This window comes from Bacillus sp. LBA3-1-1.1 (genome assembly GCF_040676495.1).
Lineage (GTDB): Bacteria > Bacillota > Bacilli > Bacillales > Bacillaceae_G > Bacillus_A > Bacillus_A nitratireducens.
Map to the genome: position 1 here is coordinate 15,195 of NZ_JBEGIB010000008.1, position 23,127 is coordinate 38,321.

The following is a 23,127-nucleotide window of genomic DNA, read 5'->3' on the forward strand; positions in this document are numbered from 1 at the left end:
TGGAAGTTTTCTATTTACACAAGTTTCACTACAACCTCTGTTTCCACATTACACATCCCGCAATAAAAAACATGATTGCAGTACTCTTGTGAATTACTATGTGTTAAACCATCTACTGCACGCAATAATTCTTGATCCATATACGCACTATAATCGTCTATGTAATCTACAGTTTTCCCATAATCTTGGAGTATACCTTGGCAATTTTGACAAGAATATGTTTGTGATTCTAATGCGTTGCAAAGCGGGCAAATTCCCATCGTGATTCCTCCATATGTTATCCTTTTTAGATTCTAGCCGTGCATAGGAGCGGTCAGTCAGTACCTTTTCCTGCCCCATCCCGGGTTCAAACAGAACTATGAAGTTGATACCAATTTAATTTTTATTTTACTAAGCTGTAAGCACAGCTGATTGTATATAGAATTTAAACGCAGATGATTTCGCTCTTAGTTTAGCCTTCTTTCTTAAAAATACAACGATTACTCTTATTTCATAATTTACAAAATAGCGAAGATTTTTTTACAAAATTTACAAATTATTATTTTGTATATCTTTCTAGGTAACATCCATACTATGAGTACAAACTTAATTACCGATGGATTAGCGCCAAACGGGGCGATAATCTGGTTCAAATCCAGCTAGTCCAACCAAAAAAACTTTTATAACTCTAAGGAGGATATATTCCTATGGCAAACCAAAGTTCTTACAATCAATTAGTAGTACCAGGAGCAACAGCTGCAATCGATCAAATGAAGTACGAAATCGCTCAAGAATTTGGTGTACAATTAGGAGCAGATTCTACGGCTCGTGCTAACGGTTCTGTTGGTGGAGAAATCACAAAACGTCTAGTTGCAATGGCTGAGCAAAGCCTTGGCGGATTCCAAAAATAAATATATATGGCAAAAAGGTCTCAAGGCATATGCCTTGAGACCTTCCTTAATTTATTGCAACATTTGTAAAAACTTCTTCGTTCGTTCTTCTGTCGGATTTGTAAATACATCTTCCGGTGTACCTTGTTCGACAACGACACCGCCATCCATGAAAATAACACGGTTCGCAATTTGATGAGCAAAGCGCATTTCATGCGTTACAATAACCATCGTCATTCCTTCTTTAGCAAGTTCTTTCATAACCTTTAAAACTTCTTGAACTAGCTCAGGATCAAGTGCTGACGTTGGTTCATCAAATAGTAAAACTTCCGGCTCCATCGCAAGCGCACGAGCGATTCCAACGCGCTGTTGTTGTCCGCCTGATAATTGGAACGGATATAAGTCTACTTTATCCGCAAGGCCAACTTTTTCAAGGAAATAGTTTGCTTTTTTCTTCGCTTCTTCTTTCTCCATCTTTTTCACTGTAACGAGACCTTCCATTACATTTTGAAGTGCTGTTAAATGAGGAAATAGATTATGGTGTTGGAATACCATACCTGTTTGCGTACGAAGATTTACAATATCTTTCTTCGATACTTTTTGAGAGAAATTAAGCTCTTTATTGCCGATACGAATGTTACCAGCATTCGGCGTTTCTAACACGTTGAGGCAACGTAAGAATGTCGTTTTACCAGATCCAGATGGCCCGATAATAACAACCACTTCGCCCTTCTCAACTGATAAATCTATATGCTTTAGTACGGTATTATCTCCGAAACTTTTTTGTAAATGTTGAATTGAAATCATAAAAACAAAAACTCCTTTTATGAAAGGGTTATTTTAGAGTATAACGTTCTGAACGTTTTTCTAATATTTGTTGCACGATAGATAATAAGAAGCAAATTACCCAATAAATTAGACCTGCTTCGAAATAAACAATTAAAAACTCATAGTTCATTGCCGCAATTTCCTGCGCTTTTCGGAACATTTCTGTTACTAAAATTAACGACGCTAATGACGTATCCTTCACTAAACTAATAAATGTATTCGAAAGCGGCGGAATAGATACACGCGTTGCTTGCGGTAAAATAACACGTTTTAATGCTTGCGGATATGTCATCCCAATTGTGTAAGCCGCTTCCCACTGTCCTTTCGGAATAGAAAGGATAGAAGCACGAATAATTTCAGATGCATATGCACCAACATTTAATGAGAAACCAACAATTGCTGCTGTATATGGCTCAACTTCAATATTAAGAGTTGGAAGACCATAGAAAATAATAAATAACTGTACAAGAAGTGGCGTTCCGCGAATGATAGATACATAGATACGAGCAATCCATTGTAAAATACGACTACCTGAAATACGTGCGAGCGCTGTTAACGTCGCAAGTATAATACCGATAATAAATGTAATAAGCGTTAACGGAATTGTCGTAAAGACAGCTTCCTTCAGCATAGGCGCGAAGGAAGTCTGCATAATATCTATCCAAGTAGACAATCGATCTGACATCAATGCGCTACTTAGATACATTTTCACCGAACCATTTTTTCGTTATTTTATCGTACGTACCATCTTTTTTCATATCTTCTAACGCTTTATTTACTTCTTGTACAAGTTTGTCGCTACCTTTACGGAATAAGAATCCACTTTGTGACGCTTCTTTTTCTGTATCTACAATTTTAATTTTTGCATCTTTTTTCGTTTCTAAATAGTTTAACACTGATAATTTATCATTGATTGTGAAATCAACGCGGCCAGAACTTAATAATTCTGCTGCTTGGCTAAATCCTTCTACACCTGTGATTTCCGCACCATTTTTCTTAGCAATATCTGCGTAGTTACTTGTTAAAGATTGTGCTGCTTTTAATCCTTTTACGTCAGCAAATGTAGCAGGTTTATCTTTATCTTTCGCAATAACTAATGCTGCTGAAGAAGAAATATATGGACTAGAGAAGTCATATTTCTTTTGGCGATCTTCACGAATACCAACTTCGTTCGCAACCATGTCGAAACGTTTTGCATCTATTCCTGCAAGTAAGCTATCCCATTGCGTTTCTTTAAATACAGGTTTTACACCTAAACGTTTTGCAACTTCTTCTGCTAATTCAACGTCAAATCCAGTTAATTTATCGTTTGTATCGTGAAACGTAAATGGTGGATATGTACCTTCTGTACCAATTACAAGCTCACCGCTTTGTTTAATCTTTTGTAATGCATCTTGACTAGCTGTATCTTTTTTCTCTTCTTTACCGCAGCCTGCTACAATCCCGATCGCTAATGTAGTTACTGCAAGCACTGAAAATAATTTTTTCATGATAGTAGTCCTCCAAGTATTCTGATAGGAATTTAAAAACTATATTGATTGTATGCAATTTCGAACAATTTTTCAATGAAAATGTTCTTATTTAGTTTAACCTTTTTCTTCATAATCAAACAAAATGGAAAAATAACGCTACATACAAAAAATAAGTAACATTTTTTAATATAGCATTTATATAGAAAAAGGTAAAACAATACTTACTTATTTATAAGTTTTTCAGTCGGTGAAATGTATTAACTTCTGAGCGGACAATCCAATCAAAAAAGAACTTGCGAAAATCGCAAGTTCTCCCCTCTACATATTAAGCGCTCTGGTTTCCTTCCATTTGCGTTTTGTACATATCGTAATAACGCCCGCGCTTTTTCATTAATTCATCATGAGAACCTTTTTCTAAAATCGTTCCTCTATCAAGCACAATAATTTGATCAGCGCTCTTAATTGTTGAAAGACGATGAGCAATAATAAACGTCGTTCGTCCTTTCTTCACAACCTCTAGCGCTTGTTGAATCATCGCTTCAGTCTCTGTATCAATACTAGAAGTTGCTTCATCTAAAATTAAAATCGCTGGATCAAAAGCAAGCGCCCTAGCAAACGATATAAGTTGTCGTTCTCCGGTTGAAAGTGTACTCCCTTTCTCCGTAATTTCTTCATCTATATTGTTTGCAAACCTTTCCGCACCAACGTCACGTAACGCCTTTACGATGCGATCTTTTGAAATTTTTTCATTCTCTAAGCTAACATTGGATGCCACTGTCCCGCTAAATAGAAACGGATCTTGCAGTACAATTCCCATATGTTCACGAGTTGCTTGTTTCGGCATCTCTGTTACATCATGACCATCAATCGTAAGCTTTCCTTTTTGAAATTCATAAAACTGAAAGAGCACGTTCATAATGGAACTTTTTCCTGATCCAGTATGACCAACAAGTGCTACTGTCTCTCCTTGTTTCGCTTCGAAAGAAATATTTTTTAACACTTCATCTTTTCCATTGTAAGAAAACGAAACATTATCGAATTTCACATTTCCGTTTAAGCGAGGCATACGCTCTTCCTCTACTGCCTCTCCCTTTTCCTCTAGCAATTCAAAGACACGTTCTGATGCAACGCGCGCCTGCTCTAAGTTTGCAAGTTGGTTCACCATATTCGTAATTGGCGAGAATAATCTCGTTAAATAATCGACGAAAGCATATAGTATCCCTAGAGAAAGGAGCCCCGAAGCACTTAATGAAGCACCACCGAAATACCAAATTACACCTGTAAAAGCGATATTTCTTAATACAGACACTAAGTTATGCGAAGTTGCTGCATTTAAATTCAAAATTTTATTTTGATATTTAAAATAATCGCCATTGAGTTCTTCAAATTCTTTCTTCGTTTCACGTTCTTGGCGAAATGCTTGAATAATTGGCATACCTTGAATCGATTCATTCACCGTTCCGTTAATATCCGATAAACGAGAACGCATTTTATGATTGTATACAGACGCATACTTTCTATACATAATCGCCCAAACAATTAAAATTGGAATGATGAGTAAGCATAGCGCCGCCAGTTTTACATCAAGTAAAAATAGCGCAGCAAAAATCCCGATGATATAGATGATACTAGAGACGAATGTTGCAAGTACTGTCACATATAAATCACGAATCGCTTCTGTATCATTCGTTACACGCGATACAATTTTCCCTGCTGGTAAATGATCGAAATAACGAATTGGTAACGTTTGTATATGAGAAAAGACATCCTCCCTCATAATTTGAATAATTTTGTTTGCTGCCTTCTGTAAGAAGAACTGCTTTCCGTATGCAAATAATGATACAACTACTAATAAAGCGAAATATCCACCGCCGAGTAGTAATAACCGATTTATTTCTGGTTTATAAAACGCAAATACTTCCTCTTTCGTTAAGGCTTTCGCTTTATAAACCTGCACTGCCTTACCACTTTGTACTGTAAGTACATCACCCTTAACAGAACGAGTTCCTTCAAGCGTTATTTTATTCGGTACAAAATAGTACTGAAAACCAACTTGAATAACCCGAACCTCTTTCCCCTTTTTCTCACCTTCCTCAAAGCGATCACTTCGCTTATACAAGGCGCCATTATATGAAACAGCATCCTCACTCTTTTCTGTTTCATACCAAGGTCTCTCTATTCCAACGATATGCTCATCGATCATCGTTTTTGCGACGAAAGGACCCGCTAGTTCTGCAATAACGAAAACAAATAGCATCGCCATCGCTGCAAAAATCGGCCCTTTTACTTTCATCGCGTATTGAAACAATCGTTTTGAAACACTCATATTTTCACCCCACTATCCGCACTTTCACTTTCACCTTGTTGTCTTTCGAACTGCTCTGCATACCAGCCCCCATTTCGAACGAGCGCTTCATGCGAACCTTCTTCAATAACCTCACCGTTATCCATAACGAGAATCCAATCAGCATGCTGCACTGCTGACAAACGATGCGTTGTTATAATCGTCGTCTTCCCGCTTCTTTCTGTTCTTATATTTTCAATAATCGCTGCTTCCGTACGAGCATCAACAGCTGATAAAGAATCGTCCAAAATTAAAATTTCCGGATTTTGAATAACAGCTCTCGCAATCGAAATCCTTTGCTTTTGTCCACCTGATAAAGAAACACCTTTCTCTCCAACGAGCGTTTCTAAACCTTCCGGTAAAAACTCTAAATCCTTTTTAAACGCAGCTATTTCAATCGCTTTTTCAAGTTCTTCTTCAGTCGCTTCTCTGTTTCCAAATAAAATATTTTCCTTCGCTGTTTTTGAAAATAAAATGTGTTCCTGCGGTACATACCCAATCCAGCCAAGTACGTTATCATTCGGAATTTTATCTAGCTTTACATCAGAAACTGCAATATCCCCTTCTCCAAGTGGATATTGACGAAGAAGCTGGCGTACGAGCGTCGTTTTCCCACTCCCTGTTTTCCCAACAACTCCAAGTGTCTCTCCTTGTTTTAATGAGAACGAAACATTTTTCAAATTCGTTTCATTTGATGAAGGATATGAAAAAGTAACGTTATCAAATTGAATGTAATCTGGCTCTTGTACAACCTTTGGATTTTTCGGATTCTTTACATCCGGTTCATAAGCTAACGTTTCATTTACACGGTCGAGCGACGCATTTCCTCTTTGCATAACATTAATCAATTCACCAATTGCAAACATCGGCCAAATCATCATTCCTAAATAGACGTTAAAAGAAACGAGCTCACCTAGTGTCACTTTTGATTGGAATACGAGATATGCACCGTACACTAAACCAATTAAATAACTAAGACCAACGAGCATTTTCACAGTTGGTTGGAATAATGCATCGATTCTTGCTACTCTCATATTTTTCTCGTATACGTCATCTCCTAAATGATGAAACCTTTCTTGATCAGCATCCTCCTGTACATACGCACGAATAACGCGTACACCGGCAATTGATTCAAGTACTTTATCGTTCATATCTCCGAACGCATCTTGCGCAACTGTAAATCGTTCATGCAATTTCTTTCCGTACCTATTCATTGCAAACGCCATAATCGGAAGCGGTATAAGCGCAGCAAATGTTAACTGCCAACTAATTGAAAAGCCCATCATACAAACGATTGTAAGCATATATAGACTAGAATCAACGAGCGTTAATATACCAAAACCAGCTGTCATGGAGATTGCTTTTAAATCATTCGTCGCTCTCGCCATTAAATCGCCAGTACGATTTTTTTGATAAAACGTCGGTGTCATCTTGAGTAAATGCCCCATAAATTTTGAACGCATCGTTTTCTCAAGTACGAACGCACCGCCAAATAGTTGGTGCTGCCAAATGAAAGTAAGCACATACCCACCAATCGTTACCCCAAGTAAAATAAAAATATATTGCATAATTGCCTCGTTCGTTAAGGCTCCTGTTTTAATGTTATCAATTGTAATTCCTAATACTTTCGGAGGAATTACCTCTATCACGTTTACAATTAAAAGTACCCCAATTGCGATACTATACCTTTTCCAATGCTCCCTAAAAAACCAGCTTAACTTTAGTAATACTGAAAACAATATAACCTCTCCTTTCTCGTTCTCGTTTAATTCACATTTCTTTATCCGCTATCCAAACCCATCACATTTACATTTCGTAAGCCATACAATTTCATCACATTTTTCCACCTTCCAAATTCTGATTTTTTATAGTAACAAGGAAAATAAACAAAAAAAAGCATACCGCCGCTTGACGATATGCAATAGAATGCATAAAAGCGTACGTTACGATATACGCAACGTACGCTTCTCATAAGACAAGAAAGTCCTATATATCCGCACGGGTTGCGTAATGATATGAATGTTTTCCGCCATTTAACAGAGCTAAGCCCATTACATTTACGATTACAATCATTACGCACACCCCCTTCATTTATTTTCCATTTATTATCTTACAACTTTATTGAGTATTCTGTCAATTGTTTTTTTTACAAACCGAATAAAAATATACGCTACATCATTTTGAAATAAGGGAATCTTCTGTAAGAAAGGGCATACAAAATAAAAAAAGAATAAGAAATCGTTTTCATAAACATTTCATTTGAAAAATGTTATCAAACACCCTACAATCACCTTATACTCACTCTTACAAGTTGCTATTTTAGGAGGACTAATCATGACAACTAGCAATACGTACAAATTTTATTTAGACGGAGAATGGAGAGAAAGCTCTTCAGGAGCAACAATCGAAATTCCATCTCCATACTTACACGAAGTAATTGGACAAGTACAAGCAATTACTCGCGGAGAAGTAGATGAAGCAATTGCATCTGCAAAAGAAGCTCAAAAATCATGGGCGGAAGCTTCTCTACAAGATCGCGCAAAATATTTATATAAATGGGCTGATGAGCTCGTAAATATGCAAGATGAAATTGCCGATATCATTATGAAAGAAGTCGGTAAAGGATATAAAGATGCGAAGAAAGAAGTTGTTCGTACAGCTGACTTCATTCGTTACACGATTGAAGAAGCTCTACATATGCACGGAGAAAGCATGATGGGCGATAGCTTCCCTGGCGGCACGAAATCTAAACTTGCGATTATCCAACGCGCACCACTTGGTGTTGTATTAGCAATCGCACCATTTAACTACCCAGTAAACTTATCTGCTGCAAAACTTGCACCAGCACTAATTATGGGTAACGCTGTTATTTTCAAACCAGCAACTCAAGGTGCAATTAGCGGTATTAAAATGGTTGAAGCACTTCATAAAGCTGGTCTTCGAAAAGGTCTTGTAAACATAGCTACAGGACGCGGTTCTGTAATTGGTGACTACTTAGTAGAACACGAAGGCATCGATATGGTATCGTTCACAGGTGGTACAAACACAGGTAAACATTTAGCGAAAAAAGCTGCAATGATTCCACTTGTATTAGAACTTGGTGGGAAAGACCCTGGTATCGTTTGTGAAGATGCTGACTTACAAGATGCTGCAAATCATATCGTAAGCGGTGCATTCTCTTACTCTGGTCAACGTTGTACAGCTATTAAACGCGTACTTGTACACGAAAACGTAGCGGACGAGCTTGTTGGCTTATTAAAAGAGCAAGTAGCTAAATTATCAGTTGGATCTCCAGAACAAGACAGCACAATCGTCCCATTAATCGACGATAAATCTGCTGACTTCGTTCAAGGTTTAGTTGATGATGCTGCTGAAAAAGGTGCAACAATCGTTATCGGTAACAAACGTGAGCGTAACTTAATTTACCCAACATTAATCGACCACGTAACAGAAGAAATGAAAGTTGCTTGGGAAGAGCCATTCGGCCCAATCCTTCCAATCATCCGTGTTTCTTCAGATGAACAAGCAATTGAAATTGCTAACAAATCAGAGTTCGGTCTGCAAGCAAGTGTCTTCACAAAAGACATTAACAAAGCATTTGCAATTGCGAACAAAATCGAAACTGGTTCTGTTCAAATTAACGGACGCACAGAGCGCGGCCCTGACCACTTCCCATTCATCGGTGTAAAAGGTTCAGGTATGGGCGCACAAGGTATTCGTAAGAGCCTTGAGTCTATGACACGTGAAAAAGTAACTGTATTAAACTTAGTTTAATCTTATATGTAGAAGCTGATCTAGTTTTAGATCAGCTTCTTTTTATACAATTTAGTTCACGAGTTGTTTTTCCATAGCTAAATTCACACATTCTACAGAAATTCGATACCCTAGCCATCGCTCCGCAATATGTTCAAATGATGAAACTGAGCCTGTTGTAAAAAATCGATGCTTCGGATTAAGATTGTCAGACAAAATTCCTTTGTGCTGTAAAATTGTGCTTAACTCTATCGCCGTTTCTTCTGCAGAACTAATAATCGTCACAGCCTCTCCTAACTCCTTTTTTATATAGGACTCTAAAAGTGGATAATGCGTACACCCAAGAATTAACGTATCTATATCTTCTTTCGTTAATGGCAGTAAAGCTTGTTTCACTTGCTGCGTTACATATGCTTCATCTTCTAATTGATTTTCTACAACTGTGGCTAAAGTCGGGCAAGCATGGCTATGCACTTCCAAATATGTATCAAGCCCGTGTAATGCTTTTTCGTACATATTAGACTGTATCGTACCTACAGTTCCAATTACCCCGATTTTCCCTTTCTTTGTCACTTTAATTGCAGCCCTTGCTCCCGGATGTATTACGCCAATAACCGGAATGGAAAGTGCTTCTTGCAAATCATTCAATGCAGCAGCTGCACCAGTATTACATGCTACCACTAGGGCTTTTAATGGAAACTGTTTGAGGAACTCAACCATTTCAAATATGAAAGCTTTTACCTCCTCTACACTTCTTGGCCCATACGGACAACGCTCATTATCACCAATATAGTAAATACTCTCTTTAGGCAATTGACGCATAATCTCACTCGCGACTGTTAATCCCCCAACCCCTGAATCTAGTACACCTATTACGGAATTTTTATTACATGCAGACATATACTTCATCCCCTTCTCAATCTTCTTGCGTTAATAACATTTATTATATTATGAAAATTCAATATTAGATAACAATCCCTCTCCTTTTTAATAACAAACTCTTCTCTATAATCTGATTATTACTATATCCATTGACGTATAAAAATACATTTGTTACTCTTAACTACGTTAATTTAATATTTAAATCCTCATTCGTATCTCGGTGAGGTAGAGGTTGCAATCATTAAGAGTATCGTTTCAGGAGATGTAGTGGCATTGATGAAGGAATGAGAAAGGAATGATTGCCGAAGTAAGTTGTGTCCACCATGCACGCTTGCTGGGTCTGCATTTAATAAGTGCAGAACTGTCACAAACGTTTCGTTTGTGGAGAGCTATCGAGAGGTATGTCGTGGGTTTCTTATAAGATAGAAAGCATGTAGCGGCAGATTACGTGCTTTTTTTGTTTTGTTTGGACCTTCTCTTCCTTATCAGGAAGACATACATATCTCCTCGCTTGACTTGGTTATACTAACTTTGGAGGTATTTTCTATGCAACAAAAAAAATGGGGCTTTTGGGTACTAACAGCTTTCGTTGTCGGTAACATGGTTGGCGCTGGTATTTTCATGGTGCCAAGTACGTTAGCACAAACAGCAAGCCCACTCGGTGTCACTTTAGCTTGGTTAACAACAGGGTTTGGTGTTTTAATGCTAGCTCTTGTTTTCGGTAATTTAGCAATTCGTCGTCCTGATTTAACAACGGGACCACAAAGTCATGCATATGCTTTATTCTCAACACCAAAAAGAAAGAAAATGGCTGGTTTCAGTATGGTATGGGGATATTGGGTTGCAAACTGGGCAAGTAACGTTGCCATCATTACATCTTTCGCGGGATATTTATCACTCTTCTTCCCGATTATGAAAGATACGCGACTATTATTTTCAATCGGCTCGTTCGATATAGAAGTTGGAAAGCTAATTACATTTACTATTTGTTCCGTCTTACTTTGGGGAACTCATTTAATATTAACAAACGGTGTAAGCGGAGCTGGGAAACTAAACTTCTTAGCAACAACAACGAAAGTAACTGGATTCCTTCTATTCATTGTCGTTACGTTATTTGCGTTCGAAGCTTCAAAGTTTGGACAATGGTACACACCGATGATCGATAAAGAAGGCGTATCACACGGTCTCCTTTCACAAGTAAATTTAGCGGCCCTTACAACGCTTTGGGCATTTATTGGGATTGAATCAGCGGTTCTTTTATCAAACCGAGCTACTTCTCCCAAAACGGTAAAACGCGCGACTGTTGCTGGTTTATTAATAACAGTTGCAATTTATTTAGGAATTACAATTTTAACAATGGGTGTACTTCACGTTGATAAATTACAAGCTTCTGAACGTCCATTAGCAGATGCATTAAACGCTGCAATGGGTCACGGCGGCGGGAAACTTATGGCATTACTTGCTCTTACTTCCCTATTCGGTTCAATATTAGGTTGGATTTTATTAAGCTCAGAAGTACCTTATCAAGCTGCAAAAGAAGGTTTCTTCCCTTCCTTCTTCGCAAAAACAAATAAAAAAGGAAGTCCAATTCATTCACTACGATTAACAAACATTATGTCGCAAGTGTTCTTATTCTCAACATTATCAGGAACAATTGCGGAAGCTTATACATTCGTTATTACCGTATCAACACTGGCCTACCTCATTCCATATCTCGTTTCACCAATCTTCCAGTTAAAACTAGTCGCAACTGGTGAAACATATAAAAATGAAATGCGGGCAAGAATTACAGATGGTATAGTCGCAGTTATCGCACTTTGCTATGCACTATGGGTTATTAAAACCGGCGCAGCCGATATAAAAACGTTCCTTCTCGGAATCGGTTTATTCGCAATTGGCTTTGCTTTCTATCCATTAATGAATCGTGATCAGAAAAAAAATAACGAAAAGAAAAACGAGCAAGTTGCGTAACGCAATTTGCTCGTTTTTTCTTTTATAAAACATATATAATAGAACAAAGAGGTGAAAGACATGTCAATCGAATCACTATGGAGCAGCCGCTTCCAACAACATATTCAAAATATCATTACATACTTCGCACGTATGATTAACGGTTTACTATATAGCTTCATCTTTATTTCATGCGTTGGTGCATATTATTATGCTCAGTTTCTAAAAACTTCTCCTTCTAAAGGAATATCTTTAATACTCATAACGACCGTTCTTACATTTATTATAATGAGATGTCCCATTCGCACATTTATTCAAAAACCGGATGCTGTCTATTTACTTGCATTAGAAGAGAAATTAACATCTTATTTTAAAAAATCTCTTCTATATAATTACATCATTCAGCTTTTCCCTTTATTATTTACGTTCCTTATTCTCGTACCGCTTGCCATGCAATCATTACAATTAACTGTACCGTTCTTATGTACAATCTTTATCGTTTTAATGATTACGAAAGCGTGGAACATATACATACACTGGATGTGGCGTGATAGTTATGAAAAAAGCATATGGTTTATCATTCGCATTGCTTGTAACGCCCTGATCATTTACATGCTGTTTTATACTGCAAATGTGATCGTATTAGGCGGACTACTCTTACTTCTTGTTTTCCTGCTTCTATACACGAAGAAACAACCTACAAAACGAATACCGTGGGATTACATAATCGAACAAGAAGAAAAAATGGACGTTCGTTTCTATCAATTTGCTAGCATTTTCACCGATGTTCCGCAACTGAATAAGCAAGTAAATAAAAGAAAATGGCTTACAAATTGGATTGAACCTTTATTACATAAAAAACGAGCAACTTTCTTCTATTTACATACACTAGCATTTTTACGCGGTAATGATTATTTCGGTATATATATTCGCTTAGGGTTGATCGGTGCTTTCGCTCTATATTTTATTCCGAATATATATGTAAAAGGCGCTATCGCTTATATCGTCCTATATATGATTTCTATGCAGCTTCGTTCTCTGTGGAAATATTTTTCGGGAAATATTATTGTAGCATTATATCCAATTGATACTGAAAAACGAATGAATCAATTTCTCCGCTTAATCTTTATATTGCTAAGCATTCAACTCATTGTATTTTCAAGTATTATACTCATTGCCACAGGACAATTACTACATGCTTTGATTATTATGGTAATCGGAGTACTTTGGATCAAATTTATTATTGTACCAAAAACGAAGAAACGAATTTCTTCATTTTAACGAAAAAGAGGCTGCACATCACAGCCTCTTTTTTCGTCCCAAAATTTCTAATCACTTTTCATAGGCAGTTCTCATATAGTGAAAATGACTATATAATTCCTATCCATAAGTTAAATAATGATTTCGCACATATAAAATAAATAGATGGGAGCCCTATTATGAATAATACTCCACCTTCAACGCCCCAAGATAACTCCGAAAACAATAGCCGTGATATTACACTGCAAACATTACGTGTCATCGGACTCATCGTCCTTATTAGTGGTTATATCCTCGTCGCTCTCTCAGAAGTAGGTGAGCTAAAAACCTTATTAACAAACCCTAACGCCAATCCAAATTTAGCTGAAGTTGATCCTTTTTAACTTTAGAAATAAGAGGAGAAACTATTTGATTTCTCCCTTTATTTTTCTTCTTCATGAGTAGCACCAGCACCATACTCAAAATAATATTCCATCACGCGGTTTAGCCATTCTTCTTCCTTCTCTGTAAATGGAGATGGTGGGATTTCTCCCTCTTCCTCTCCACCTAGTCCTTCCAGCTCATTAACCATCTCTTCATTCATAAGTGAAAATGTAGAACAAATTGCCTCATTGGCTATCGTCATCCACCAGCCCATTAACTGTTGTACTTCGGGATCATCCACTGGTCTTCCCACTAATTCTTTTACACCTTTCGTATAGCGAATAAAATCTTTATCCCCTTTTACTAACACTTCTTTTGAGTGATCAAATAAAACTTTAACTACTTCATCCGAAGTATGCTGCTCAAACCATTTACGGTTATCCCTCTCCCATTCTATACTTCTAATTAAGTGCATGAGAAATCCGCTATCTATTTCCTCTTTTTCCTCTAATAAATTTAATGTACGATTAATAGCCTTAAGAACTGTCTCAATGTGTTCTCTCTTATCTTCGAAGGCCTTTTTTTGTATTTTTAAACTTTCATATAAGTCTACGTTAAAAATAGGACTATTAATTATTTCACTTATTTCCTCTAAACTATAACCTAGAAATTTAAAACTTACGATTTGTTGTAAAATAAGTTCATCTTTATTCGTATATAAACGATGGCCAGAACTAGGATTTTTTACAGGCTTTAGTAATCCAATTTCATCATAGTAGTGTAATGTTCTAATGGATACTCCTGTCTTTTCTGAGAACTCGCCAATAGAATAATACTGTTTTTTGTTCATCTTATATTGCTCCCTAAATGGTGTTATCGTCCTTCTACGCTTTCATCATACTACCTCACGTAACTGTAGGTGCAAGAAGAATTCATTATTTAATACATCTATATTATTTACCCAATCTGAGAAACCTCTCTCTCATCCTCATACTTCTCTTTCCCAATCGCCTTCATAAATAATAAAATACTGCTCATACCAACGATAAAATAAAGAGCACTCATGCCCCAAGATGCAATAAACGAACCTAGCATAACACCTAATGCACCATTCATTTTCGCCACTTGAAAAACCATTCCGTTAATCGCCATATAAGAACCTCGTGCCTCATCTGGCACCATATCTGCCATTATGGATTGACGAACCGGCACATACATCATCTCTCCTACAGTTTGGAAAAGCCCTGCAATTAATAAAATCCATAAACTATTGCTCGTTCCGAGTATTGTAAATCCAATTGTATAAATGAATAAGCCTACATATAAAATTTTCAAATCGTTGAAGCTTTTCAGCATTTTAATAAGAAGCGCTGAACATAACACAACTAAAATTGTATTCTCTGCTGATATCCAGCTCAGCATTCGAATACCTGTTAAATCAAACGTAAAACCATTCCCGAATAAAAAGTGCACCGTTTCAAATTCCTTCTGCAAACGTACCCCTAAATAATTATTAATTTGAAACTCTAAAGATAATGTACATATACTTGCTGCGCAAAAAATTAAAAACGCTCTATCTTTCATCACGACTTTATAACTATCCGCCATATCTTTTAATACATTTTTCTTCTCTACTGCTTTTCTCGCTACATACACTTCTTCCATATATACAGCCATCACATATAAAGTAATAACGGCAATAACTGTTAATCCGATAAACAATTGCAATCTATAGTTCTCAAATAGTAATCCGCCAAATATTGCTCCAATTGCCATTGATAAATTAATAACCCAATAGTTAATGCTGTACATCACTTTTCGATTTTCAGGTGTACTCACATCAATTAACATCGCCTCTGTCGCAGGGTTCATAAGTCCAGACCCTAAACTATTCACTAACATAAACACAAATGTTAGCCACGGTGAATCTACATAATCCGAATTTGCAACTCCCATACAAGCAATGGAAATGACTTGTATACTTTGACCGATAATCATCACCTTTTTACGACCGAGCCGATCCCCAACATATCCACCGTATAAGCCAATTACTAATGAAGCTATTACATTAATAAGTAGTAAAGCCCCAGCCATCGCACTACCTAACTTTATTGAGAAGTAAATTGCCATAAATGGAAAAATCATTGTGGACACAGTACGTGTTAAAAACGAAGTTATAATTCTAATTTTTATATTTCGATGCATACTCCAAAACCCCATTGTTTCCCCCTCCTTATGCTTACTTATTTTACTTTGAAAAAGAGGAAGAAAAAGGTTAGAATATTCTAAAGAGTTTCCCCTTTTATGAAAGAAGGAAGTGTGTATATGAAAATTATGGACTATTACATTCGTTTAAGATTACATGCACAAGACCAACAACATATCCGAAATAGCTTACAAGAATTAGCTGATGTTTTATATTGCAGTACGAAAAACGTAAAGATTTTATTAAAGAAAATGAACGAGGAGCAATTAATTCACTGGACTCCAGGGCGTGGGCGCGGGAATAAAACGGAAATTTTATTTGCACATAGTTTCCTAGAAGCAATTGAATTCTATACAGATGAACTGTTAGCGCAAGAAAAGTTAAAGGATGTTTTTCTTCTTTTAAAAGAACCCCTACCCCTTGCACTTCAAAAAAAGATAGAAAATAAACTGCATCATCATTTTGGATACGAACCTTCAAATGATATGTATGACATATTAAAGATTCCTATATCGAGAAAGATATTCCCATTAGATCCGGCTTTTGTGGCTGTAACTACGGAGAGCCATCTTACGAGTCAAATTTTTGACACGTTAGTCGTTTATAACGATGTTACTGAAAAAATGGAGCCACACATTGCACATACGTGGGAATTAAGTGAAGACGGGCTTACGTGGACCTTTTATTTACGAAAAGATATATATTTTCATAACGAAACAGTTTTAACTTCTAAAGATGTACAATTTTCATTTGAACGATTAAAGCAAGTTCACTCTCCTTTCGAATGGTTAACAGAAGAAATTGTTCAAATTGAAACACCATCACCACTGCAAATTCGATTCCATTTAGCAAAACCCAACTTATTTTTCTTACACTATGTGAGTTCCATGCAACTAGCAATTTTGCCACATGATGCAGCCATTCAAACTCATCATTATATAGGTACTGGACCTGTCAGGCTTGCTCATTACTCTGAAGATAATATCGTACTCGAAGCGTTCACCCATTATTTTAAAGAGCGCGCGTTATTAGACCGTATTGAATTTTGGGGTATTCCTGATCATGTGCAAATAGATGCTGATTATGAACTGCCAAATGAAAAGGAAAATGAAAGGCATGATATACAAATAGAAGAAATAGGTTGTATTTATGCTAGCTTCAACTTCACAAAACCTGGTCCTCATCACGACATGTATTTTCGAAAAGCTTGGAGAGAAATATATGACGTTGAAACGATACTTCGTAACATAGAGGGTAGACGAACAATTGCTGCATCAAGCTTTTTCCCTGAAAAAAGCCGCCAAGCTACTAAAAGGTCCTACTCTTTAGAAAAAGCGAACGAGTATTTAAAAAAGAGCACCTATAACGGAGAAACGATACATATTTATTTCTTCGCATTTAAAGACAGTGCAAATGACGCACATTTCCTAAAGGAACGTTGCGGACAATTAGGAATACACGTAGAACTTCACCCATTTCTCGTTTCAGATTATATGGATCGTTCTATTGATAAACATGCGGATATTATTTTCATGGGGGAAGTATTTGCTGCCGATCATGAACTTGCATTCTTAAATGTATTTAAAAATAAAAGTTGCTTCGTAAATCGGTTCATGGACCCGCACTATGAAAAACAAATTAACTGTTTACTTGATACCTTTTTATTAGAAGAAAATAAAAAGAAACGCTATGAGCTCATGTATGAAATCGAAGAATTTTTAAAAGCAGAACACATCATTTTATTTAACTATCACGTTTTAAAAAGAAAAACATATCCCTCTTCCTTAAAAAATGTAACAATTGATTCATTCGGTTGGGCAAATTTTGCGAAGTTATGGATACAGCCATCCATGTCTTAAAATGTGAGTCATTATAAAGTGAAACTTTAATCAGTGGGGGTTTTGTTCATCCCCACTGATTATCAGCCCTCACCAATCGGGCTTTTACGGGCAGTTGATCCCCAACCTAACTTCTTTGCTTCCGCTGAATTTTGAGGTGGGGGTCTTACTGCCCGCAAATAGCGGGATAAAAGGAGAAGAACCATGAAAAGCACCCTAGAAAAAAGACTTTCCTATCTATACACAGGTGAGTTATTTTCAATCATTACTTTTATTTTCACAAGTTACTTACTTAATTATGCTTATCCTACGTTACATTTATATTCCCTATATTCTTTTTGGGTCTCATTTCTTCTTTTAGAGTTTATCTTATTACAAGGAATAATTTACTGGTACGTAAAGTGGAAACGACTAAAAAAAGAGAAAACATCTGTTACGCCTATTAGGATGATTCAATATTTAAAAACACTTAAAAAGATAAATATAGCATTAATTATCACGGGATTTATTACGTTTACTATTGATTTTGTAATTTGGTATCCCCACTTACCTTTAGGCGGGGTATCATTCACTCTATTTATTTATATTTTTGCATTACTTGAGTACATTAACTATTTTCATACTCAGCTTTCATACGATAACATCTCTGATATTAAACATTTAATCAAATCAAAAAAACTAAAACAGTCCTGTATAAGTAAAGATTTTCAACGTATTCCATGAAAGAGAAGGTACTACATCCTTAGTAGTACCTTCTTCACATACAGATACAAACTATTATTTGATTACTCCCTCTAAGTGATCTTTCAAGTTCTCTAAATACTTCTCAACAGTAGGATTTTTCACCACATCATAACAAGCAAAACTCTTTAACGGACTCATGCCAAGAAACTTCTGTACACGATGTAAATGACTAAGTGCTGATTCTAAACTTGCTCCTTCAAAGAACTTCGTCTTATCTCCGAATGCTTTTTCAGGTGCGTTCCAAGTTGTAGAAAACATATACTGCTTCTCTTTTAATAAACCGCCTGTTCCATATTCATCTGCACCTTTAAAGAACAAGCCATATTCATATACTTCATCCATATACGTTTTAAATAATCCAGGAACACTAAACCAATAAATTGGTGTTTGATAAATTACAACATCGGCCCATAAAAACTTCTCTTGTTCGTCCTTAATACTATATCCATCTTGAATCGTTGTTGTTTTCACATGATGATTCTCACTTAATACAGTTACCATATAATCAACTAACGTTCTATTTAATCGTCCTTCTTTCGTACCGTATTTTTCATGTCCATTTATAATCAATATATTTTTCATCACTTTTCTCTCCCCTATATGATCTATTCTTCAACTATTAAGCCCAGTTGCTGCTTCAGCGTAAGATTATCTTCTAAATGCCAATCTTCCGTTATCTTGCCGTCCTTCACATGCAAAATATCAATTGCAAAAAAATTGATTTTCTTATCATTATGAGTTCCTGTAAAGGAAAGACGAGCCGTTACTTTATCACCAGCAACTAATAAATCTTCAATCTCACAATGTATATTAGGAACAACTTTACGAAAATTTTGTGCCGCGAACTTTAATCCTTCAGTGCCTTGCGGACGACCTTTCGGTAATGTATTATCAAAGAAATTTTCCGTAATAGTCTGCGGAATAAGCTCCTCTTTACCTGTATCCCAAAATGCATAAAAACGCTGAGCTGCATGCACGATTTCTGTCGCTTCCTTTTTACTTAATGAAGAATCAATTGTCATTGCTTTTGGCTTCGGCATTTCCTTTAATAACTGAATTTCAGTTTTTTGCCCACCACTACATGCTACAAGCACAATACAAATAACAAACAAACTAAGGAACATACACAACTTTTTCATATCCATGGAAATCACCTCCTCCTGATACAAACCCTTTTTATTTCGTATTGCTATTGTATATGCACTAACTTCCTTTATGGAAGTAGTGATATTTTTTTCATATAGTTACCAAAAGTATAGTTTTGTGATAAGATAAGGAAAATTCATCCAAAAAAAATTTATGGAGGCTATTTCCATGAGCAATATAGATCCAGTTGTATTAACGAAAGGTTTACCTGGTATACCTTGTCCTATCGCTAAAACACTTGACGTAATTAGTACAAAATGGACGTTTTTAATTATTCGCGACCTTCTTATCGAAGGAACATTACGCTTTAGTGATTTACAAAAATCAATGGACGGGATTAGTCCGAAAACATTATCACTTCGCCTAAAAGAATTGGAAGCACAAGAAATTATAACGAGAAAAGTATATCCAGAAGTTCCGCCTCGTGTAGAGTACACTTTAACGGATAAAGGAAAGCAATTAGAGGGAATTTTTATTGAATTAAAGCGGTTTGGATTAAGTTTATAAAACAAAAACCCCTTACCGTCGTAAGGGGTTTTATTACTTCGCAAAACTTTCAGCTAGCTGTTTCTCTCTCCACATAAATGTAATGCCGAGACCAACGATCAAAACAACACCTGAAAATGCATATGGATAATGAATGTTTATATCAAATAATATTCCGCCCATCGCTGGTCCTGCAATATTTCCTAAACTCGTATAAGTCGAGTTCATACCAGCAACGAATCCTTGCTCTTTTCCAGCTGCTTTTGATAAAAACGTCGTTAAAGCTGGACGAAGTAAATCAAATGCTAGGAAAATGAAGCAAGTAACGAGAAGTACAATCCAATAATTAAAGACTACAGTTGAAACGAACGCTAATACTGCACCTACAATTAAACATATTTGAATCAACACTTTTTCACCGAACATGTCGACCAATTTGCCAAACATAAATACTTGCACAACTACCCCAAAGATTGAACTAATTGTAATAATTGCGGCAATGTCTTTCGGTGTGAAACCAAATTTATGATCAGAAAATAGACTAAACACAGTTTCATACGCTGATAATCCGAATGCGAGTACAAATACGATAATAAATGCAATTGCATACATTGGATGTAATGATTTTTTTAAATCACCGATAAAGCTTGATTCCTTCGTATTAGCAGAAATCTCTGCAAGCTCTTCTTTCGTTAACGGCTCTTTCAAAATAAAGATGGAAATTGCACATGCTACAAAGGCAATCACTGCTGCAACAAAGAACGGCACACGTATTCCGTATTCTGCAATAAACCCGCCGATTCCAGGTCCTATAATAAATCCAGTGCTAATAGCTGCTGAAAGATAGCCCATCGCCTTTGGACGTTCCTGAATAGATGTAATATCCGCAACATATGCCGTAACACCCGGCATAATAAACGCAGCACTAATTCCGCCTAACACCCTCGCTACATAAAGCATCCACACATCTTTTCCTAATCCAAAAAGAAGCTCGGAAACACCAAAAATAAATAATCCAATGATGATCATTTTCTTCCTACCATAAAGATCGACCCAACGACCTGTAATCGGTGAAGTAATAAGCTGAGCCATTGCAAACACTGCAACGAGATAGCCCATCGTCTTCCCTGTTAAATTCATATCATTCATAAAGGACGGCATAACCGGAATAATTAACCCAATCCCTAAAAAAGCGATAAATATATTACTCAAAAGAATGATCAATACCATCTTTTGTTCTTTTATCGGTTTCTTCAATTTTTAACACCTCTTCCCGTAAGTTCCTCTCAAAAATAATGCCCAAGAAGCTTTTTCTTTATCCTGCTATTTGTGGGCTAATAATGAGTGAAGATCCCCCACTCATTAGAATTTCACTCTATCCTTCCACACATACATAAATACAGGGTGAATGACTATCATTCAGTTTTTCGCAGAAATGAACCTACCTTTTCAGACAGGTTCACCTTACTACTTCTTTATATGTAGTGCATGTGTTAAAAAATCTAGTACTTCTGCCTTTTGTAGCTCGACTTGCTCATCATCTTTATGATCATATAAATAAACTTGTTCCGCTGCTGATTCAACAAGAGCGATAAATAACTTCGCTGTTCGCTCTGCGTGAACCGAATCACGAATTTCACCTGATTCTTTTGCCTCACTTAAAAAGTCACTTAGCCATATATAAAGAGGCTCATATACAGCTTCCCATTCTTTTATATGTTCAGTTGATGCAAGGCCCGCATACATTAATGCTTGTATTTCACGATATTCAGCTATAAAGTTAAATACCGCATCTATTACTTGCTCAACTTTACTTGAAAAAGGTGCATCGTTCTGTACTTTTTCTTTCACTGCAAGTATCATCTTCTCAACCATCACTTCTGCTATTGCAGGCATAACAGATAACTTAGAAGGAAAATATAAATAGAAAGTTCCTTGTGCAATGCCAGCCAATTTCACGATATCAGAAATCTTCGTTTTTTCAACGCCCTTTTCCTGAAACACTTCAATAGCTGCATAGACAATTTTTTCTTTTTTATTCATCATCTAAACCCTTTCACACGCGTATTGAATGACTGTCACTCATTTTATAAAATAACTAGCTGTACTGTCAATTATCGTGCACTTTTCATAATAAAAATCTCCCAACAAATCGTTAGGAGATTTAACTTTAATATCCTTTTCTTATGAAAGAGCCTTTAATCCCGTAACTCCACATACGATAAGAGCTACGCTAATCAAACGTGCCTTACTTTTCGATTCACCAAACAGAAACATATTTAATAAAACAGCTCCTGCTGTTCCAATGCCAATCCAAACCGCATAAGCTACACTTACTTGTAAGAACAAGAAAGATGTGTATAAGAATGCAAAGGAAGTTGCAAATCCACCTATATAAATCGCTCCATTTGTTAACGTCTTATCTTTACTATACATTTTAAGGCCTATCACACCGACTATTTCACTAATTGCGGCACAAAATACGAAAATCCAACCCATTTTTAAGCAGCTCCTTTCACAATTTCTTCCGCGGTTTCTTCTTTATTATCAGCCAGTTTTAAACCGATAACACCCGCTACGACCATCACGATAAAGAATAGTTTCCCTACACTGAAACTGCCGCCGAAAAGGAATACATCCATTAGGAAAGTACCTACCGTACCAGCTCCGGCAAACACAGCATATACAGTCCCTGTTGCAAGATGTTCGCACGCTTTAGAAAGAAAATGAAAATCAACAGCAATAACTCCTACAATAATGACCCAATGCCACCAAGTATGGGCTGTATTAAAACCGAACACCCAAAATATTTCAAAGATACATGTTAATATCACATATAACCAAGCTTTATTTTTCATACTTACCACCTCTTATGACTGACTATCAGTCATTTTTGTTTTAAAAAAATATACTCTTCAATCACTACTATATAAAACAACTATCATCCTCATTTATCATTTATTTCGTTACATAGTTAACTAAATTC

General features: G+C 36.4%; 23 protein-coding genes and 1 riboswitch. Of the genes, 8 read left to right on the plus strand and 15 right to left on the minus strand.

The features are described 5' to 3' along the window. Nucleotides 1-14: 14 nt before the first annotated feature. Complete coding sequence (locus MRBLBA3_RS08490; RefSeq protein WP_000510461.1) at nt 15-260, minus strand: hypothetical protein; 246 nt, start codon at nt 258-260, stop codon at nt 15-17. A 426-nt stretch (nt 261-686) separates the two neighbouring features. On the opposite strand from MRBLBA3_RS08490, the gene sasP reads away from it, so the two are divergent. Continuing rightward, complete coding sequence (gene sasP / locus MRBLBA3_RS08495) at nt 687-890, plus strand: small acid-soluble spore protein, SasP family (RefSeq protein ID WP_000013349.1); 204 nt, start codon at nt 687-689, stop codon at nt 888-890. A 51-nt stretch (nt 891-941) separates the two neighbouring features. Here the strand turns inward: sasP and MRBLBA3_RS08500 are convergent, their stop codons facing one another. The 5 genes from MRBLBA3_RS08500 to MRBLBA3_RS08520 form a co-directional block, all read right to left on the minus strand. Further along, nucleotides 942-1,676, minus strand: coding sequence for an amino acid ABC transporter ATP-binding protein (locus tag MRBLBA3_RS08500; RefSeq protein ID WP_000623595.1), 735 nt, complete (start codon nt 1,674-1,676; stop codon nt 942-944). A gap of 28 nt (nt 1,677-1,704) precedes the next feature. After that, complete coding sequence (locus MRBLBA3_RS08505) at nt 1,705-2,403, minus strand: amino acid ABC transporter permease (RefSeq protein WP_033658177.1); 699 nt, start codon at nt 2,401-2,403, stop codon at nt 1,705-1,707. Continuing rightward, a complete protein-coding gene (locus MRBLBA3_RS08510) occupies nt 2,390-3,187 on the minus strand; it encodes an amino acid ABC transporter substrate-binding protein (RefSeq protein WP_000732862.1) in 798 nt (265 codons plus the stop codon). The genes MRBLBA3_RS08505 and MRBLBA3_RS08510 overlap by 14 nt, the downstream gene beginning before the upstream one ends. Before the next feature lie 307 nt (nt 3,188-3,494). Then, on the minus strand, nt 3,495-5,495 hold the full coding sequence (locus tag MRBLBA3_RS08515; RefSeq protein WP_000116597.1) for an ABC transporter ATP-binding protein: 2,001 nt from the start codon (nt 5,493-5,495) through the stop codon (nt 3,495-3,497). Further along, nucleotides 5,492-7,252, minus strand: coding sequence for an ABC transporter ATP-binding protein (locus MRBLBA3_RS08520; protein ID WP_000493212.1), 1,761 nt, complete (start codon nt 7,250-7,252; stop codon nt 5,492-5,494). The genes MRBLBA3_RS08515 and MRBLBA3_RS08520 overlap by 4 nt, the downstream gene beginning before the upstream one ends. 595 nt (nt 7,253-7,847) lie before the next feature. Between MRBLBA3_RS08520 and gapN the strand changes: the two genes are divergently transcribed. Then, nucleotides 7,848-9,287 (plus strand): NADP-dependent glyceraldehyde-3-phosphate dehydrogenase, encoded by a 1,440-nt coding sequence (gene gapN / locus MRBLBA3_RS08525; RefSeq protein WP_363380823.1) that lies wholly within the window; start codon nt 7,848-7,850, stop codon nt 9,285-9,287. 51 nt (nt 9,288-9,338) lie between these two features. On the opposite strand, the gene racE is transcribed toward gapN, so the two are convergent. Then, nucleotides 9,339-10,166 (minus strand): glutamate racemase, encoded by an 828-nt coding sequence (gene racE / locus MRBLBA3_RS08530; RefSeq protein WP_098883384.1) that lies wholly within the window; start codon nt 10,164-10,166, stop codon nt 9,339-9,341. Nucleotides 10,167-10,366: 200 nt separating this feature from the next. Then, nucleotides 10,367-10,548: riboswitch (Lysine riboswitch) on the plus strand. A gap of 146 nt (nt 10,549-10,694) precedes the next feature. Between racE and MRBLBA3_RS08535 the strand changes: the two genes are divergently transcribed. From MRBLBA3_RS08535 to MRBLBA3_RS08545, 3 genes are all read left to right on the plus strand, one after another. Beyond that, nucleotides 10,695-12,119 (plus strand): amino acid permease, encoded by a 1,425-nt coding sequence (locus MRBLBA3_RS08535; protein WP_098323141.1) that lies wholly within the window; start codon nt 10,695-10,697, stop codon nt 12,117-12,119. Between the two features lie 60 nt (nt 12,120-12,179). Continuing rightward, nucleotides 12,180-13,379 (plus strand): ABC transporter permease, encoded by a 1,200-nt coding sequence (locus MRBLBA3_RS08540; protein ID WP_363380827.1) that lies wholly within the window; start codon nt 12,180-12,182, stop codon nt 13,377-13,379. Nucleotides 13,380-13,537: 158 nt separating this feature from the next. Further along, nucleotides 13,538-13,741 (plus strand): hypothetical protein, encoded by a 204-nt coding sequence (locus MRBLBA3_RS08545; RefSeq protein ID WP_001066491.1) that lies wholly within the window; start codon nt 13,538-13,540, stop codon nt 13,739-13,741. Between the two features lie 38 nt (nt 13,742-13,779). Here the strand turns inward: MRBLBA3_RS08545 and MRBLBA3_RS08550 are convergent, their stop codons facing one another. Next, complete coding sequence (locus MRBLBA3_RS08550; RefSeq protein ID WP_098323139.1) at nt 13,780-14,571, minus strand: MerR family transcriptional regulator; 792 nt, start codon at nt 14,569-14,571, stop codon at nt 13,780-13,782. 107 nt (nt 14,572-14,678) lie between these two features. After that, nucleotides 14,679-15,941: an MDR family MFS transporter gene (locus MRBLBA3_RS08555; protein ID WP_098323138.1), complete on the minus strand. Its 1,263-nt coding sequence runs from the start codon at nt 15,939-15,941 to the stop codon at nt 14,679-14,681. A 105-nt stretch (nt 15,942-16,046) separates the two neighbouring features. Between MRBLBA3_RS08555 and MRBLBA3_RS08560 the strand changes: the two genes are divergently transcribed. After that, the gene (locus tag MRBLBA3_RS08560; RefSeq protein WP_363380832.1) at nt 16,047-17,786 is read left to right on the plus strand and encodes an SgrR family transcriptional regulator; all 1,740 of its coding nucleotides are present in this window, start codon (nt 16,047-16,049) and stop codon (nt 17,784-17,786) included. Between the two features lie 183 nt (nt 17,787-17,969). Beyond that, nucleotides 17,970-18,488, plus strand: a complete 519-nt coding sequence (locus MRBLBA3_RS08565) for a general stress protein (protein WP_098883387.1) — start codon at nt 17,970-17,972, stop codon at nt 18,486-18,488. A 54-nt stretch (nt 18,489-18,542) separates the two neighbouring features. Here MRBLBA3_RS08565 and MRBLBA3_RS08570 read toward each other — a convergent pair whose 3' ends face one another. After that, nucleotides 18,543-19,091, minus strand: coding sequence for an NAD(P)H-dependent oxidoreductase (locus tag MRBLBA3_RS08570; RefSeq protein WP_098404622.1), 549 nt, complete (start codon nt 19,089-19,091; stop codon nt 18,543-18,545). 23 nt (nt 19,092-19,114) lie between these two features. Next, nucleotides 19,115-19,654 (minus strand): ester cyclase, encoded by a 540-nt coding sequence (locus MRBLBA3_RS08575; RefSeq protein ID WP_000367281.1) that lies wholly within the window; start codon nt 19,652-19,654, stop codon nt 19,115-19,117. Nucleotides 19,655-19,823: 169 nt separating this feature from the next. Between MRBLBA3_RS08575 and MRBLBA3_RS08580 the strand changes: the two genes are divergently transcribed. After that, nucleotides 19,824-20,162, plus strand: coding sequence for a winged helix-turn-helix transcriptional regulator (locus tag MRBLBA3_RS08580; protein ID WP_000065117.1), 339 nt, complete (start codon nt 19,824-19,826; stop codon nt 20,160-20,162). Nucleotides 20,163-20,195: 33 nt separating this feature from the next. Here MRBLBA3_RS08580 and MRBLBA3_RS08585 read toward each other — a convergent pair whose 3' ends face one another. The 4 genes from MRBLBA3_RS08585 to MRBLBA3_RS08600 all read right to left on the minus strand — a co-directional run bounded on the left by MRBLBA3_RS08585 (nt 20,196) and on the right by MRBLBA3_RS08600 (nt 22,999). After that, on the minus strand, nt 20,196-21,398 hold the full coding sequence (locus tag MRBLBA3_RS08585) for an MFS transporter (RefSeq protein ID WP_098883389.1): 1,203 nt from the start codon (nt 21,396-21,398) through the stop codon (nt 20,196-20,198). A 210-nt stretch (nt 21,399-21,608) separates the two neighbouring features. Next, nucleotides 21,609-22,187 carry a TetR family transcriptional regulator gene (locus MRBLBA3_RS08590; RefSeq protein ID WP_002100298.1) on the minus strand — a complete coding sequence of 193 codons (579 nt, stop codon included), beginning with the start codon at nt 22,185-22,187 and terminating at the stop codon, nt 21,609-21,611. 138 nt (nt 22,188-22,325) lie between these two features. Then, on the minus strand, nt 22,326-22,640 hold the full coding sequence (locus tag MRBLBA3_RS08595; RefSeq protein WP_000539704.1) for a DMT family transporter: 315 nt from the start codon (nt 22,638-22,640) through the stop codon (nt 22,326-22,328). A gap of 2 nt (nt 22,641-22,642) precedes the next feature. Continuing rightward, nucleotides 22,643-22,999, minus strand: a complete 357-nt coding sequence (locus MRBLBA3_RS08600; protein ID WP_000790622.1) for a DMT family transporter — start codon at nt 22,997-22,999, stop codon at nt 22,643-22,645. Nucleotides 23,000-23,127: the final 128 nt, after the last annotated feature.

Bases quoted from the DNA above. Each gene is read 5' to 3' on its own strand.
- MRBLBA3_RS08490 (WP_000510461.1), bottom strand. From the start codon at position 260: ATGGGAATTTGCCCGCTTTGCAACGCATTAGAATCACAAACATATTCT.
- sasP (WP_000013349.1), top strand. From the start codon at position 687: ATGGCAAACCAAAGTTCTTACAATCAATTAGTAGTACCAGGAGCAACA.
- MRBLBA3_RS08500 (WP_000623595.1), bottom strand. From the start codon at position 1,676: ATGATTTCAATTCAACATTTACAAAAAAGTTTCGGAGATAATACCGTA.
- MRBLBA3_RS08505 (WP_033658177.1), bottom strand. From the start codon at position 2,403: ATGTATCTAAGTAGCGCATTGATGTCAGATCGATTGTCTACTTGGATA.
- MRBLBA3_RS08510 (WP_000732862.1), bottom strand. From the start codon at position 3,187: ATGAAAAAATTATTTTCAGTGCTTGCAGTAACTACATTAGCGATCGGG.
- MRBLBA3_RS08515 (WP_000116597.1), bottom strand. From the start codon at position 5,495: ATGAGTGTTTCAAAACGATTGTTTCAATACGCGATGAAAGTAAAAGGG.
- gapN (WP_363380823.1), top strand. From the start codon at position 7,848: ATGACAACTAGCAATACGTACAAATTTTATTTAGACGGAGAATGGAGA.
- racE (WP_098883384.1), bottom strand. From the start codon at position 10,166: ATGTCTGCATGTAATAAAAATTCCGTAATAGGTGTACTAGATTCAGGG.
- MRBLBA3_RS08535 (WP_098323141.1), top strand. From the start codon at position 10,695: ATGCAACAAAAAAAATGGGGCTTTTGGGTACTAACAGCTTTCGTTGTC.
- MRBLBA3_RS08540 (WP_363380827.1), top strand. From the start codon at position 12,180: ATGTCAATCGAATCACTATGGAGCAGCCGCTTCCAACAACATATTCAA.
- MRBLBA3_RS08545 (WP_001066491.1), top strand. From the start codon at position 13,538: ATGAATAATACTCCACCTTCAACGCCCCAAGATAACTCCGAAAACAAT.
- MRBLBA3_RS08550 (WP_098323139.1), bottom strand. From the start codon at position 14,571: ATGAACAAAAAACAGTATTATTCTATTGGCGAGTTCTCAGAAAAGACA.
- MRBLBA3_RS08555 (WP_098323138.1), bottom strand. From the start codon at position 15,941: ATGGGGTTTTGGAGTATGCATCGAAATATAAAAATTAGAATTATAACT.
- MRBLBA3_RS08560 (WP_363380832.1), top strand. From the start codon at position 16,047: ATGAAAATTATGGACTATTACATTCGTTTAAGATTACATGCACAAGAC.
- MRBLBA3_RS08565 (WP_098883387.1), top strand. From the start codon at position 17,970: ATGAAAAGCACCCTAGAAAAAAGACTTTCCTATCTATACACAGGTGAG.
- MRBLBA3_RS08570 (WP_098404622.1), bottom strand. From the start codon at position 19,091: ATGAAAAATATATTGATTATAAATGGACATGAAAAATACGGTACGAAA.
- MRBLBA3_RS08575 (WP_000367281.1), bottom strand. From the start codon at position 19,654: ATGGATATGAAAAAGTTGTGTATGTTCCTTAGTTTGTTTGTTATTTGT.
- MRBLBA3_RS08580 (WP_000065117.1), top strand. From the start codon at position 19,824: ATGAGCAATATAGATCCAGTTGTATTAACGAAAGGTTTACCTGGTATA.
- MRBLBA3_RS08590 (WP_002100298.1), bottom strand. From the start codon at position 22,187: ATGATGAATAAAAAAGAAAAAATTGTCTATGCAGCTATTGAAGTGTTT.
- MRBLBA3_RS08595 (WP_000539704.1), bottom strand. From the start codon at position 22,640: ATGGGTTGGATTTTCGTATTTTGTGCCGCAATTAGTGAAATAGTCGGT.
- MRBLBA3_RS08600 (WP_000790622.1), bottom strand. From the start codon at position 22,999: ATGAAAAATAAAGCTTGGTTATATGTGATATTAACATGTATCTTTGAA.